At 70.8% G+C, this 14,117-nt stretch carries 15 protein-coding genes and 1 pseudogene; 7 read left to right on the plus strand and 9 right to left on the minus strand.

Annotation, left to right across the window (positions count from 1 at the left end; genetic code table 11):
* Window positions 1-559, minus strand: a pseudogene (locus B1729_RS05395) (dehydrogenase); the annotation flags it as partial.
* A 20-nt stretch (window positions 560-579) separates the two neighbouring features.
* On the opposite strand from B1729_RS05395, the gene B1729_RS05400 reads away from it, so the two are divergent.
* Window positions 580-1,419: a CDP-alcohol phosphatidyltransferase family protein gene (locus tag B1729_RS05400; protein ID WP_204318865.1), complete on the plus strand. Its 840-nt coding sequence runs from the start codon at window positions 580-582 to the stop codon at window positions 1,417-1,419.
* A 4-nt stretch (window positions 1,420-1,423) separates the two neighbouring features.
* Complete coding sequence (locus B1729_RS05405) at window positions 1,424-1,852, plus strand: hypothetical protein (RefSeq protein WP_239526172.1); 429 nt, start codon at window positions 1,424-1,426, stop codon at window positions 1,850-1,852.
* Between the two features lie 87 nt (window positions 1,853-1,939).
* Here the strand turns inward: B1729_RS05405 and B1729_RS05410 are convergent, their stop codons facing one another.
* The 4 genes from B1729_RS05410 to B1729_RS05425 form a co-directional block, all read right to left on the minus strand.
* Window positions 1,940-3,310, minus strand: coding sequence for an MFS transporter (locus B1729_RS05410; RefSeq protein WP_163619869.1), 1,371 nt, complete (start codon window positions 3,308-3,310; stop codon window positions 1,940-1,942).
* Window positions 3,311-3,475: 165 nt separating this feature from the next.
* Window positions 3,476-3,709: a hypothetical protein gene (locus B1729_RS05415; protein ID WP_163631143.1), complete on the minus strand. Its 234-nt coding sequence runs from the start codon at window positions 3,707-3,709 to the stop codon at window positions 3,476-3,478.
* A 74-nt stretch (window positions 3,710-3,783) separates the two neighbouring features.
* Window positions 3,784-3,990, minus strand: coding sequence for a hypothetical protein (locus B1729_RS05420; RefSeq protein WP_163619865.1), 207 nt, complete (start codon window positions 3,988-3,990; stop codon window positions 3,784-3,786).
* A 97-nt stretch (window positions 3,991-4,087) separates the two neighbouring features.
* Window positions 4,088-4,609, minus strand: a complete 522-nt coding sequence (locus B1729_RS05425; protein ID WP_163631145.1) for an SRPBCC domain-containing protein — start codon at window positions 4,607-4,609, stop codon at window positions 4,088-4,090.
* Between the two features lie 97 nt (window positions 4,610-4,706).
* Between B1729_RS05425 and B1729_RS05430 the strand changes: the two genes are divergently transcribed.
* Window positions 4,707-5,183: a helix-turn-helix domain-containing protein gene (locus B1729_RS05430; protein WP_163631147.1), complete on the plus strand. Its 477-nt coding sequence runs from the start codon at window positions 4,707-4,709 to the stop codon at window positions 5,181-5,183.
* A gap of 54 nt (window positions 5,184-5,237) precedes the next feature.
* On the opposite strand, the gene B1729_RS05435 is transcribed toward B1729_RS05430, so the two are convergent.
* The 4 genes from B1729_RS05435 to B1729_RS05450 all read right to left on the minus strand — a co-directional run bounded on the left by B1729_RS05435 (window position 5,238) and on the right by B1729_RS05450 (window position 8,722).
* A complete protein-coding gene (locus B1729_RS05435) occupies window positions 5,238-5,906 on the minus strand; it encodes a DUF4166 domain-containing protein (protein ID WP_163619859.1) in 669 nt (222 codons plus the stop codon).
* Complete coding sequence (locus B1729_RS05440) at window positions 5,903-6,529, minus strand: SRPBCC family protein (RefSeq protein ID WP_239539437.1); 627 nt, start codon at window positions 6,527-6,529, stop codon at window positions 5,903-5,905. The genes B1729_RS05435 and B1729_RS05440 overlap by 4 nt, the downstream gene beginning before the upstream one ends.
* Window positions 6,530-6,610: 81 nt before the next feature.
* Entirely contained in the window at window positions 6,611-8,116 is a 1,506-nt protein-coding gene (locus tag B1729_RS05445; protein ID WP_163631149.1) for a YdiU family protein, read from the minus strand.
* A 66-nt stretch (window positions 8,117-8,182) separates the two neighbouring features.
* The gene (locus B1729_RS05450) at window positions 8,183-8,722 is read right to left on the minus strand and encodes an NAD(P)H-dependent oxidoreductase (RefSeq protein WP_163631151.1); all 540 of its coding nucleotides are present in this window, start codon (window positions 8,720-8,722) and stop codon (window positions 8,183-8,185) included.
* Window positions 8,723-8,854: 132 nt separating this feature from the next.
* Between B1729_RS05450 and B1729_RS05455 the strand changes: the two genes are divergently transcribed.
* From B1729_RS05455 to B1729_RS05470, 4 genes are read left to right on the plus strand one after another with little or no spacing between them, the layout of a single operon-like run.
* A complete protein-coding gene (locus B1729_RS05455) occupies window positions 8,855-9,478 on the plus strand; it encodes a flavin reductase family protein (RefSeq protein ID WP_163631153.1) in 624 nt (207 codons plus the stop codon).
* A complete protein-coding gene (locus B1729_RS05460) occupies window positions 9,475-10,701 on the plus strand; it encodes an LLM class flavin-dependent oxidoreductase (protein ID WP_163619851.1) in 1,227 nt (408 codons plus the stop codon). Before B1729_RS05455 ends, B1729_RS05460 begins: the two co-directional genes overlap by 4 nt.
* Window positions 10,698-12,089, plus strand: a complete 1,392-nt coding sequence (locus B1729_RS05465; protein WP_163631154.1) for an NtaA/DmoA family FMN-dependent monooxygenase — start codon at window positions 10,698-10,700, stop codon at window positions 12,087-12,089. Before B1729_RS05460 ends, B1729_RS05465 begins: the two co-directional genes overlap by 4 nt.
* Window positions 12,086-13,969, plus strand: coding sequence for an FAD/NAD(P)-binding protein (locus B1729_RS05470; protein ID WP_163631156.1), 1,884 nt, complete (start codon window positions 12,086-12,088; stop codon window positions 13,967-13,969). The genes B1729_RS05465 and B1729_RS05470 overlap by 4 nt, the downstream gene beginning before the upstream one ends.
* Window positions 13,970-14,117: the final 148 nt, after the last annotated feature.

The raw sequence follows: 14,117 nt of genomic DNA on the forward strand, positions 1-14,117 counted from the left end.
CCGGGATGCCGCGCGCCACCCGCGCGACGGCGCACCCGATCATGCCCGCGCCGACGATGACCACCCGGTCGCCGATCAGCGGCCGGGCGTCCCACAGCACGTTGACCGCCGTCTCGACCGCACCGGCCAGCACCGCCCGACGGGGCGGGACGGACTCCGGCACGGGAACGAGCGCATCCGCCGCGACCACGAAGCGGGACTGGTGCGGGACCAGGGCGAACACCGTGCGGCCCTGCAGCGGTGCCGGGCCCTCCTCGACGGTCCCGACGTTGAGGTAGCCGTACTTCACCGGGAAGGGGAACTCGCCGTCCTGGAACGGCGCGCGCATGCGGGTCCGCTCCGACTCCGGCACCTCGCCGCGTGCGACGAGCGCCTCCGTGCCACGGCTCACACCGGTCCAGAGCGTCCGCACCGCCGCCTCGCCCTCGGACGGGCGTCGCAGTCCTTCGGACCGGAACTCGCCCTGCCCGGGGCCGATCGTCCACCAGGCGATGGCGGAATCCGGAGCATCACTGTGAACCGCGGCGGGTATCTGCGTCGTGTTCCCGGTGACCGCCATGAGGAGTACACGGAGCGCGCATGGGAAAAGTTCAGTGGTCGCACGGGCTTCTCGCCGCGTGGGCTCAGCCGTGGTGGTGGGTCGCGGCCGGCACCGTGGGCCTCTTCGCGATCGGTGCGGCCGTGCCGCTGTCTCCGACGGCCGTGATGCTGGGGCTCGGCTACCTGGTCGTGTCGACGCTGCTGCTGACCGTCGCGCTCCGCCGTCGGGGCGCCGGACGGTTCGGGCCCGCGAACGCGGTCACCGCGACCCGCTCGACGCTCGTCGGCCTCGTGACCGCGCTGACGGTCGCCTCACTCGAGGGCACGACCGAGCCCACGCGGCCGGGGGTTCCGCTCGACGCGCCGGCGGCGAGTGGAGGGGCCCTCGGGACCACCGTCCTGCTGGTCTCGCTCGTGGCCTGCGCGCTCGCGCTGGACGGGGTGGACGGGTACGTCGCGCGCCGTACCGGCAGCGAGAGCGAGCTGGGCGCCCGGTTCGACATGGAGGTCGACGCATTCCTGCTCCTCGTGCTGAGCGTGTACGACACGCGGTATGTGGGCTGGTGGGTGCTCTCGATCGGTCTGCTGCGCTACGCGTTCGTCGTGGCGGGCGCGCTGCTGCCCTGGATGCGCCGGACCCTGCCGCCGCGGTACTGGCGCAAAGTGGTGACCGCGGCCTCGGGCGTCGCCCTCGCCGTCGTCGCGGCGCAGGTGCTGCCGCCCACCGCGGACCTGGCCGTCGCGGCCGCGGCGCTCTTGCTCATGCTCGAGTCGTTCGGCCGGGACGTCGCGTGGCTCGTGCGGATGAACCGCAGCAGCCGCACCCTCGTTTCCCTTGAGAAGGCGTCGACGACCTCACCTCCACCGGAGAGCAGGTAGGACCATGACCGAATCCACAGAGACCACGGTGCGCGTGCTCTGGACCATGCGCATCCTCAGCGCGATCGCGCTCCTGGCTGCGGGCGGCATCCACCTGTACCTCGTGTTCAACGGTGTGGGCGGCATCCTCGGGGTGATGTTCGTTCTCAACGCCGTCGCCGCGCTCGTGCTCGCGATCGGGATGCTGGCGCTCCACGGCCGCCTGCTGCAGCTGGCGACGGTGCTGAGCCTGCTGTTCCTCATCGCCACGCTGCTCGCGCTCATCCTGGCCCTGACCGTGGGGCTGTTCGGCATCACCTCCACCTGGGACTTCACGCTCGTGCCCGAGACCGTCATCGTCGAGTCCATCGGCATCGTGATCCTGGCGATCACGACCGTGCTCGTGCTGCGCCGGACCCCGGCCACGGCAGGGACGAGGCGGCAGGGCGTTTGAGCCGCCGACGGCTGCTCGCCCGGCTCGAGGCGGTGGAACGCCCCGCCACGACGTGACGGGGCGTTCGACAGTCCGAGGACCCGTCGATCAGGCGGAGGTGGACACCTTCTCGGCGGCCAGCTTCTCCTCGTCGAGGCGGTCGAGATCGTGCAGCGACGATCCCTTCGTCTCCCGCATCGACAGCGCGGCGATGAGCGTGACCGCCGCGGCGATCGCCAAGTAGACGGCGACCGGGACGTAGGAGCCGGTGTTCGCGAGCAGCGCGGTGGCGATGATGGGTGCCAGCGAGCCCGCGACGATCGACGTCACCTGGTAGCCGAGCGAGACGCCGGAATACCGCATACGAGTCGGGAACATCTCGGACATGATGGCGGGCTGCGGTGCGTACATGAAGGCGTGGATGAACAGGCCCAGGCTGATCGCCGCGACGATGATCACGGGATTGCGCGTGTCGAACATCGGGAAGGCCACGAATCCCCATGTCGCCGCGCCGACGGTGCCGATCAGGTACACCGGCTTGCGGCCGAGCCGATCGGTCAGGCCGCCGATGAGCGGGATGACGATCATGTGCACGATGTGCGCGATCACCAGGAGCCCGAGGATCTCAGACGTGTCGACCTCCAGGGCGACCGCCAGGTAGGTGATCGAGAACGTCACGACGAGGTAGTACATGATGTTCTCGGCGAATCGCAGGCCCATAGCCGTGAGCACGCCGCGCGGGTAGCGCCTGATCACCTCGAGCACACCGAAGCGCACGGCCTTGGACTGCTCGACCTGCTTCTGGACCTCGACGAAGATCGGCGCGTCGGTGACGCGTGTGCGGACGTAATAGCCGACGGCGACGATGACGACTGAGAGCCAGAACCCGACGCGCCAGCCCCAAGCGAGGAACTGCTCCTCGGTGAGCGTGCGGCTCAGGACGAGCAGCACGACGGTGGCCAGGAGGTTCCCGATCGGCACCGCGGCCTGGGGCCATGATGCCCAGAAGCCGCGCGTCTTGTTGGGCGAGTGCTCAGCGACGAGAAGGATCGCGCCGCCCCATTCGCCGCCCACCGCGAACCCCTGCGCGAAGCGCAGAGCCACGAGAAGGGCGGGCGCCCAGTAGCCGATCGTGTCGAAGGTGGGCAGGCACCCCATGAGGAACGTGGCGATGCCCACGAGGATGATCGCGAACTGCAGCAGCTTCTTGCGCCCGTACTTGTCGCCGAAGTGGCCGAAGACGATACCGCCGAGCGGCCGGGCGATGAAACCGACGGCGTAGGTGACGAACGCCGCGATGATCGGGGCGTACGGGTCGTCGGACGGCGGGAACATGATCTTGTTGAACACGAGCGTCGCTGCCGTGGCGTAGAGGAAGAACTCGTACCACTCGACGACGGTTCCGGCCATCGAAGCCGTGACGACCCGGCGCAGACTCGACTGCTTCATCGTGTCTGGTGATTGCTGCGTGGATGCCATGCGCTGATACCTCCTTGTAAAGCGCGGACACGGCTGGGGGAAGCCGCTCTGCGGGACGATACCTGACGCGCGATTCAGGTTTCAAGGGGTCCCACGCGGTTGTGGATGAGAAGTTCCGCGGAACTTCTCACTCCGGGCCGGGACAGCGCTCCTTCGCCTCGACCCTCACTCCCACGAGGCGACGAGCACCCACTGGCCGTCCACCTCTTCCACGTCCATGACGCACGTACGGTGGTCCACGTCGCTGCGCGCGGTGAACCGCCAGCTCTGGAAGAGCAGTCCGCCGTCGCAGCGGGTCGGAGTGTCGATGATGCGCCAGCGCTCGCCTTCGACCACCAGGCGAACCGGCCGGTCGCGTTCGCACCAGACCTGGACATCTTCTCGACTTGCCATCCTCATGACGTCCTCCTCCATCGAATCTATGTTCGATCTTAGGACGCCTGCAGGGAGGCCCGCAAGACAGGGCGACGACCTCAGGCCGTTGCGGAGCCGGCGTCGGCGCTCGCCTCGACCGCGGCGAGATGGATCGCAGCGACACCCTCGCGCAGCGCGCCGACGGGAGCTTCGACGGTCTCGTAGTGGGACGTGAACCCGTTCTCGTCGACCACGGTGATCGTCACCAGCACGTGGCCTCGACGCGGCAGCTGCGACGAGGTACGAGCGAGTCTCTTGGTCTTCATGTCGCCTCCGCGTCTCACCGTAACGGGAACCGCCGACACCCGCGCACCACGTGCCCGGGCGCCGGCGACTCGATACGGCGTGTCGCGCGCCAGACCGCTACCCCGCCGCGCTCGATGCGGCCGATGCAGCCACCTGACGGTGCAGCTCGTCGTGATCGTCCGCCGTCAGCGCCTCGTCCCCGCCGAAGACGTACGGAGCGCCCCGCCCGGTCTCGATCAGCGCCTTGAGGCTGCCGTTCACGAACATGCCCCAGGCGTTGGTGCAGACCTCGTAGCACTCCTCGTCGGCGGTGAGGCCCTCATGGGTGAAGACGACCTGGGTACGGCCATCGACCTCGGCGATGTCGAACCGCACCGTGCTGCCGTTCCATTCCTGCTTGTCGGCGACGAAGTCGAGGTGGCTGCCCGTCACCAGCCAGGCGACACGACTGCCGGGCTCGAGCGCGGTCACCCGGAAGCCGCTGTAGTGCAGCCCCGGGACGACGTACACGAACTCGTCGTCGACGGCCGTCGTCGAGCCGGTGATGCGTCCCCACCAGCGGGAGACGTCGTTGATCGCGTCGAACGCGGCCTGCCGCGACGCGTCGACGGTGATCGCGGTGGTGAAGTTCCCAGTCATGTGCATGCTCCTCTGCGTGCTGATCGGCGTGGACTTGCGTGATGCAAGCGACCATAGCGTTGGGTGCTTGCATCATGCAAGTGCTAGATTCGAACACATGTTGGGCAAGACGTACGACTCCCAGGTGTGCTCCATCGCGCGATCGCTGGAACTGGTCGGCGAGCGGTGGAGTCTGCTCATCATCCGCGACGCCCTGTTCGCAGGCGTGACGCGGTTCGGTGACTTCCAGCACAACCTCGGGATCGCCAGCAACGTGCTCGCGTCCCGGCTGGAGTCGTTCGTGGCGAGCGGCATCATGGACCGTGCCGGCGCCGCCGACTACGTCCTCACGCCGAAAGGCCACGACCTCGCGGTCGCGCTCATCGCCCTCACCGAGTGGGGAGACGAGTGGGCGTCCTCCGTCGAGCCGCCGATCCTGTACCGGCACTCCCCCTGCGACGGAGCGGTGCACGCCGCCGCGGCGTGCGAGACGTGCGGCGTGGTCCCGGCCGACGAGATCGGCATCCGCATCGGCCCCGGCATGCCGCCGGAGTACCTGGCCGCACGACGGGGCGGTGCTCGCGCGAAGGCATGAGACGGATGCCGCGGCAGCAACTCCGAGCGCTAACCGGGGTTCACGCGGCCTGAGTCAGGTGCGCGCTTCGTGCCGGCGGGGCTTGAGGCGCGCCGGTGCATCGGCTGCCGGCATCCATTCGCACTGGAAGCTGCCGCGATAGCCGAACAGGAAGCCGAACCAGCGGTTGTGCACCTCGAGGTCGACGTGGAACCGCTCGTCGGCGTCGTCGTAGTACTCGCGCAGGCGCGCGCGGCCGCTGAAGAGCATCGGAAACCGGAAGCCGATCGGGCCTTCGTAGAAGCGCTGCGCGCCGGAGGTCAGCAGCAGCCCGCCTCGTTCGTCCACGCGCAGCTCGAGATCGACGGCCAAGTGCTGGTGCGTGCCGAGATAATCGACGACCCGCCCGTCGTCGAGGATCATCGTGGCGTCGAATCTGCGGCGGCGAGAGCCGATGCGGTACTCGCGGACGAACGTGACGGTCTCGCGTCCGAGCGGGTCGCGGTAGGGGTAGTTCTCGATGACGAACGGGACGTCGATGCCGGTGTCGGGGATCAGGATGTTGCGCAGCCGCCCGATCTGCAGGAAAGGGACCGTCCACCACGGACCCCGCCGGATGGTCGTCATCACTCCCCGCCCGACGCAGGCCTCTGCCACGTCGAGGCCGACGCCGAAGCGCCGCTTCATCATCGGATGCAGATGGTCGAAGTCCTCGCCGAGCGCGCGCTCGAAGATGGAGGTCATGCCGCGGCTCCCGGGTCGGGCAGAGCCGCCAGCGTGGCGGGTGCGTCCTGCAGATGGTCGGCGCGGCGCCGGCCGGATGCCGGTGCGCGGCGGCAGCGGGCCGCGCGTGGTCGATCCGCGCGCCACCACCACACCACGCTCCACAGCGGCCATCGCTCAGGCGGAACGCCGGTCTCCAGCCAGATGCGGAGCCGGTCGAAGCTCCACGCCGTGGCCCATCCGAGCAGGGGGCGGACGACGACGTCCAGGATGCCCCAGCCCGGGCTGTAGTCGTACCCGGTGACGAACGCGATGCCCCGCTCATGCGGCATGTAGCGCCAGTATCCGCGGCCGGCCCGGATCGGCGACAGCGGATCGTCGGTGTGGAAGCGCAGCGCCGACGTCCGCGCACCGTCCGCACGCTGCGTCTCGCCGATGCTCACACCGGTCCCGCGGATGCTGTGCCCGGGCACGCGGCGCTCGTAGGCGAAGGTCGTGGCACCGGCATCCGTCACTCCGTCCGGCGTGATCCGGGTGAACCTGACATCCCACCGGACGTGCTCGGCGGGGTTCTGCGTGGCGGTCCACACGGCCTCCAGGTCGGCGGCGATCACCGTCTCCACATAGATGCCGCTACGACCCACACGACGACGCTACGACATCGTGGCCACCGCGGACGGGCCGGGACGCGGATGCCGGCGCGCCGAGCGCCCCGGGCGACGCTGTCACGTGCCGCAGAAGGTGCGGTGCCGAGGCGTGCCCTCGGGCGCCGGGTCGGCGAAGCGCCGGTGCTCGCGTCCCGGACGCTCGCGGAACGGATCCCGGACCAGCGCGAGCAGGCGTTCGAACGGCTCGAGGTCGCCATCCGTCGCCGCCCGCAGTGCCTCCTCGACGAGATGGTTGCGGGGAATGTAGACCGGGTTCACCGCGAGGATGAGCGCGGCATCCGGTCTCAGCGAAGCCCACCGGTGGAGCCACGCGTCGAGTTCCGGGATATACCCCAGGAACCGTCCGTGCAGGGGACCCTCGTCGTCGTCGGCAGCTGCCGCGAGGTCTCGCCAGAAGCCGGTGAAGTCGATCTCGTGCTCGGCCAGAAGGTCGAGTGCGGCCCTCGCCAGCTCCCCGGCGACCGCGAGATCGACCCCCGCCGAGAGCCCGAGCTTCTGGCGGAACACGCCGGCCCAGCTCTCGCGGTACCGCGCGTCGAAGGTGTCGACGATCTCGGCGCTCACCTCCGCCGCCGCTGCCGGATCGGCGGCCAGCAGCGGCGAGAGCGCCTCGCCCAGCCGCTCGAGGTTCCAGCGCATGATCGACGGCTGCCTGTCGTACGCGTAGCGGCCCTCCCGGTCGATCGAGCTGAAGTGCGCCCCCGGCTCGTAGGCGTCGAGGAACGCACACGGACCGTAGTCGATCGTCTCGGCGGCGACCAGCACGTTGTCCGTGCTCAGCACGCCGTGGACGAAGCCCACGCGCATCCAGTCGGCCGTGAGTGCGGCGACGGCATCGACGATCTCACCGAGAAGCGCACGATACGGATGCGCGGCGCCGGCCGCCCCGGGGTAGTGGCGCGTGATGACGTGGTCGGCGAGGCGTCGCAGCAGCACCGGGTCGTCCTGCGCGCGCACATACTCGAACGAGCCGAACCGCACATGGCTCGCCGCCGTGCGCGCGAGCACGGCGCCCGGAAGCACGCGATCCTCCCACTCGCGCGGAGCGCCGGTGGCCACGACGGCGAGCATGCGCGTCGTGGGCACACCGAGCGCGTGCATCGCCTCGCCCATGAGCAGCTCGCGCAGCATGGGCCCGACGACCGCGAACCCGTCGACGCGCGACATCGGCGTCGGTCCGATGCCTTTCAGGTGCACGTCCCGGAGGCGTCCGTTGCGGTCGTGCCGCTCGCCGAGGAGGGCTGCCCGTCCGTCGCCGAGGATCGGCTGGAACCTCCCCCACTGATGGCCGGCGTACACCTGCGCGACGGGCGCGGTGCCTGGGCGGTACGACTCCCCGGTCAGGACGCGCACGCCGGCCGCCGATCGGAGGAAGGCGGGATCGAAGCCGAGATCGTCGGCCAGTTCATCGTTGAATGCCAGCAGGCGCGGCTGCACGGTCCGCGCCGGCGAGACCGCGCGGGAGAGCTCCGGAAAGGCTTCGGCCCAGACCCGCTCGAGCGCCGGCGGGCCGGTCTGGTCGACACGCGCGCCGTCGACGCCCAGGGTGGCGGAATCCGTCATGTCATTGCTCCCGCTATCGAAGGTCGCCGACGCGGCGGCGAGGCCGAGACACGGGCGGCGCGCCGCTCATCGCACCCCGGCGACGCCGGCCTCGACGCTCGGGGCTCCCAGTGCGCCGGCGAGCGTCGGCCACTCGGCGTCGAGCCACTCGCCGACGATCTCCGACCGGCGACCGACGTCGCCTGCCGAGAAGGCGATGCCCCGCGTCGGCGTGGAGGCGCCGAGCTCCACGAGGAGCGGCCGCAGACCGTGCTCCACCGCGAGGGCGTGCGTGGGCGCGCCGATCGTGAGCAGCGGGACCGCCGTCACGCCACGCAGTGCGCCGGCCTCATAGCGATCGAGGAACGCCTTGAGCAGCCCGGTGTACGTCGCCTTGTACGTGGGGCTCGCGACGATGAGGACGTCCGCGTCGGCGACGCGTCGCGACAGCGTGTCGACGGCGTCGTCGGGGAAGCGGAACAGTGCGTCGGCGACGCCCGCCAGGTCGATGGTCTCGCTCACGTCGGCGCCGGAACGGGCGGCGATCTGCTGGGCCACCTCCTCGGCGACGAGACGCGTGCGGGACGACGGCTGCGGGTTGCCCACGAGGACGACGATGTGCGACATGTCGACCATGCAATCGCACCGCAGCGCGTCCGGGTGCGGTCAGCCCCCGTGTGCGCCGTCATGTGAACGCGCGTTTCCTCGTGTTGCACTCGGTCCGGGCGCCACCCCCGGACCCGTGTCTACCGTCGTGCCATGACCGCTTTCCCCAGAGCCTCCGCCGCCGATCAGCATCCTTCGACGCGATCGATCGGCAGTGCGATCTCCCCTGCGGAATTCCGCTCGCTCTTCCGCGGGCACCCCAGCGGCGTCGCGGTCATCACCGCGACCGGACCTGACGGACCTGTCGCGCTGACCGCCTCGTCGGTGTCGTCGGTGAGCGCGGATCCGCCGCTCCTGGTGTTCTCCGTGTCGGCGATCTCGTCGGCGACACCCACCATCCTCGCGGCGGACTCCGTCGTCGTACACCTCCTCGACGCCGACGACATCGACCTCGCCAGGCTCGGCGCCACCAGCGGTGTGGACCGCTTCGCCGACGCCGAGTCGTGGGCTCCGCTGCCGACGGGCGAGCCCGTGTTCCGCGGGGTGCGGGCCTGGGTGCGCGGCGCCGTGGTCAGTCGCATGGATGCCGGAGGGTCGACCGTGATCGCCGCGCACGCGGTACAGGCGCACATCGCCCGCGACGCCGGCACGGCGGCGGAGGGCGACGCGCTGGTCTTCCACAATCGCGCGTGGCACCGGCTCGGCGAGCACTCGCGAGTGGACCACGCGCACCGCCCACACCCCGCAGAGCCGAACGTGAGGAACCGACGACCGTGACCGAACAGGTGCACATCGCCCTTGCCCTGGAGCGCGCGGGATGGCATCCCGCGGCCTGGCGCGCGCAGACCGCACGACCGCATGAACTGACGTCTCCCGTCTACTGGCGCGATCTGCTGCGCACGGCCGATGGCGCGGGCCTCGTGCTCGCGACGATCGAAGACGCGCTCTCGCTCGCCGATCGTTTCGAACCGACCGACGGCCTGCGCCGTGACCGTGTCCGGGGACGCCTGGACGCCGTGCTGCTCGCGTCGTACCTCGCTCCGCTGACCAGCCGCATCGGCCTCGTGCCGACCGTCACCACAGCGCACCCCGAGCCGTTCCACGTCGCCACGGGCATCCAGACCCTCGACTTCGCAAGCCGGGGCCGCGCCGGGGTGCGCCTGGTAGCCGGGGCATCGGCTGCCGAGCGGGCGAACTTCGGCCGACGCGCGACGGGCGTCGATGCGCTCCCCGCGTCCGGCCGGGTCGAGGACTCCCCCGAGATCGCCGCCGCGTTCCGCGAGGCGGGCGAGTTCGCCGACGTGCTCGCGCGGCTCTGGGATTCGTGGCTGGACGACGCCGTGATCCGGGATGCCGAGTCCGGCCGTTACGTCGACGCCGACCGCGTGCACAACATCGACTTCGAGGGCGAGTTCTTCTCGGTCACGGGGGCCTCGATCGTGCCGCGATCGCCTCAGGGCCGCCCCCTCATCACGGTGCTCGCGCACCAGACGGTGCCGTACCGCCTCGCCGCGGAGCACGCCGACCTCGTCTTCACGACGCCGCACAGCGCGGACGACGTCGCCGCGATCCGCACCGAGGTCAACACCGCTGCGGCCGTACTGCGCAGCGATGGCCGTGAGCGCCTGCGCGTCTTCGCCGATCTGCTCGTGCTCATCGAGGACACGGCCGATGCCGCACGCCAGGCCGCGCGGCGGCTCGACGACCTGGCCGGAGCCGAGCTCGCCTCGGACGCGCGCATCGTCATCGGCACTGCGGGCGACGTGGTCGACGAGATCGTCGCCCTCGCCGGAGCCGGGGTCGACGGCATCCGCCTCCGCCCTGCGCGCCAGCCCGCGGACGTCGCCGCCATCGCCGAGCAGGTGGTGCCGCTCGCCCGCGCCGCAGGTGTGCTGCGCGACGCCGGCCAGAGCGGCACGGCCGGCAGCGGCACGCTGCGCTCGCGACTGCAGCTGTCGCGCCCCGAGAGCCGATACGCCCGAGAGAAGGTCGCCCTGTGAGCCTCCCCCGTCAGATCCACCTCGCGGCGCACTTTCCCGGGGTCAACAGCACGACGGTCTGGACCGACCCGTCTGCCGGAAGCCAGATCGAGTTCGACTCGTTCGCGCACTTCGCCCGCAATGCCGAGCGCGGATTGTTCGACTACGTCTTCCTGGCCGAGGGCCTGCGGCTGCGCGAGCACAAGGGGCGCGTCCACGAGCTCGACGTGCTGGGGCGCCCGAACACGCTGTCGATCCTTGCCGCTCTGGCCGCGATCACCGAGCACGTCGGGCTGGTCGGCACGCTCAACACGACGTTCAACGAGCCGTACGAGCTTGCGCGGCAACTTTCGACGCTCGACCTGCTGTCGGGTGGTCGCGCCGGGTGGAACGCGGTGACCAGCTCGGATGCCTTCCACGGCGCCAATTTCCGCCGTGGCGGCTACCTGGACCACGCCGACCGCTATGAGCGTGCGCGGGAGTTCGCCGACCTCGCGAAGAAGCTGTGGGACTCGTGGCCCGAAGACGCTCCGCGGGCGGATGCCGGATCGGGGGTGTTCCTGGACGAGGACGTGCCCGCGCGGGTGCGGCACCGCGGATCCCAGTTCGACGTCGACGCGCTGTTCGACGTGCCGCGCTCACCCCAGGGCCGGCCCGTCATCGTGCAGGCCGGCGACTCCGCCGACGGGCGTGGCTTCGGTGCGGAGCACGCCGAGGTCATCTTCTCGCTGCATACGGAGTTCGAGGCGGCGCGGGCGTTCTACGACGACGTCAAGGGGAAGCTGCCCGCGTGGGGCCGCGACGAGGAGTCGCTGAAGATCCTGCCGGCAGCGACCTTCGTCCTCGGCGACACCGAGCAGGAGGCACAGGAGCGCTCGCGCGAGATCGCGCTCGCGCAGGTGCGACCCGAGGTCGCACTGACCTATGTCGAGCAGGTGTGGGGTCGCGACCTCTCGGGCTACGACCCCGACGGTCCGCTCCCCGACGTCGACCCCGACACCGGGTCCGAGACCGCTCGAGGCTGGGCGAACCGTCACGCCGCCGTGCGGGCCCGGATCGCGAAACTGCGGGAGCTGTCGGATGCCGAGGGTCTCAGCATCCGGGATCTCGTCATCCGCCTCACTGCGACGCACACCTTCGTCGGCACGCCACAGCGCATCGCGGCCGAGATCGACCGGTACGTGCAGGAGCGCGCGACCGACGGCTTCACCGTCGTCGGGCACCTCACCCCGCACGGGCTGGACGAGTTCACCGAGCGCGTCGTGCCGCTGCTGCAGGAGCGCGGCTCGTACCGGCAGTCGTACGAGGAAGGTGCGACCCTGCGGGACCTGCTCGGGCTGCCCGCACCCCGCGCGACTGTGCCCCTCACGACTGTGCCCTTCACGACCCCGTCGCTCGCGACGCGATGACCGACCGCGCGCGCCTGCTGCTCGTCGGGGCCGGCCCGCGGGCGATCATGCTCCTCGAGCGTCTGCTGGCGCGCACCGACGAGCACACGCTGCTCGACATCGACCTCGTCGATCCACACCCGCCCGGCGCCGGCCGCATCTGGCGCCGCGCGCAGTCGCCGCTGCTCAAGCTCAACTCGATGACGCGCGACGTCACCGTGTTCACCGACGACAGCTGCACCATCGACGGCCCCGTGCGTCCCGGCCCGTCGCTGAACCAGTGGCTCGAGCTGTGGCGCGTCGGCGAGTTGCCCGACGTCGACCTCGACGAGCTGTCGGAGGCAGAGGCGCGGGCGCTGGGTCCGGACGGGTTTCCGACCCGGCGCCTGCACAGCCACTACCTGGACTGGTTCTTCCGCACCACGGCGGCGAGCGCGCCGGCCGGCGTGACCATCCGGCAGCATGCCGACACCGTGGCCGCAGTGCGGCCGACCGCCGATGGACGCCACCTCGTCGTGCTGGCGACCGGCTCCGAGATCGTGACGGATGCCGTCGCCTACTGCCTCGGCCACACCGAGCGCGACCTCGACCCGGCGACCGCGGCGCTGGCCGAGGCATCCGCCCGCCACGGGCTCGTGTACGTGCCGCCGGCGTTCACCGCCGACGCCGACCTCTCGGTGATTCCGGAGGGCGCGGACGTCATCGTGCGCGGCATGGGCCTGGCCGCCGTCGACCTCGTCGTCCTGCTGACCCAGGGGCGCGGCGGACGGTTCGACCGGGCAGGCGACGGCAGCCTGCGCTACCTGGCCTCGGGGCGTGAGCCGCGGCTGCACCTCGGCTCACGCCGGGGCGTCCCCTACAGGTCCAAGGTGACCTCGACGCTGCAGGGCGATCCGCCGCAGCGCGAGGTGCTCACGCCCGACGCGGTCGCGGCGCTCGCAGCGTCCGGCCACCCGATCGACTTCGAGCGTGACGTCTGGCCGCTCGTCGCGACGGAGCTGCTCCATGGGCACTATCGCGAGCTGTTCACGGGACACCCCGACAGGGTCTCGACTACGTGGACGGAGTTCCGTCCCGTGCTGCGCGCCCACCCGTGGGACTCGTCCGCGCTCCGCGAGGCGATCGCCGCGGCCGTTCCGGAACCGCTGGACCGGTTCGACGTCGCGGCGTTCGACCGGCCACTCGCCGGTGCGCGGTTCCTCGACGAGGAGGACGTGCAGCGACAGGTCAGAGCGCACATCGCCGACGACCTCCTGCTGCGGACCACCGAGGAGCGCAGTCCCGCGCAGGGCGTCTTCATCGCCGCGCTGCTGTCGTTCATGGCACTGTCGGAGATCCCGAAGGAGCGCTGGAACGCCCGGTCGCGAGCGCAAAGCCTGCCCGTGCGCTGGCACACGTTCTTCAGCTACCTGGCGAGTGGACCGCCGCCACACCGGCTCGAGGAGCTGCTCGCACTCTCGGAGGCCGGAGTGGTGCGCTTCCTCGGACCCGACATCGAGGTCACCGTCACCCCGCACGGGTTCAGCGCATCCGGCCCTCGCGTGCCCGGCGAGACGGTCGCCGGCGCGCTCGTCGACGCGTGGCTGCCTGCGGCCGACGCCGCACTGAGCACGAACGAGGCGCTGCGAGAGCTCGTGACGGTGCACGGCAGCGAGCTGCGGGTGACGGATGCCGAATACGACGGCTCGCTCGGACGCGTACGCGTCAGCGACGACGGGCAGGTGCTGCGCCGCGACGACGCGGCTCACGACACGCTGTTCGCCACCGGGCCATTCACATCGCTGACCGAGGCGGGTGCATTCACGCGCCCGAACGCGGACTCGCTGTCGCTGCGGCAGACCGACCGGGTCGCGGGTGCGATCGCGGCGCGCCTCGGGGTCGCCGTACCCGTCACCCCCTGACCCTCCGCCCCGGAACCGCGAACACTGCAGTTTCCTGCGAGCACTGCGGCGCGCGTCGCAGCGCTCGCAGGAAACGGCAAGCGCCACGCGGAGCCGGCCATCGCCAACCGGCGTATGACGCCACGTGACGGCGTGTGAACACGCGCGA

The sequence above is a fragment of the Microbacterium sp. B35-04 genome, from assembly GCF_010634885.1.
Lineage (GTDB): Bacteria > Actinomycetota > Actinomycetes > Actinomycetales > Microbacteriaceae > Microbacterium.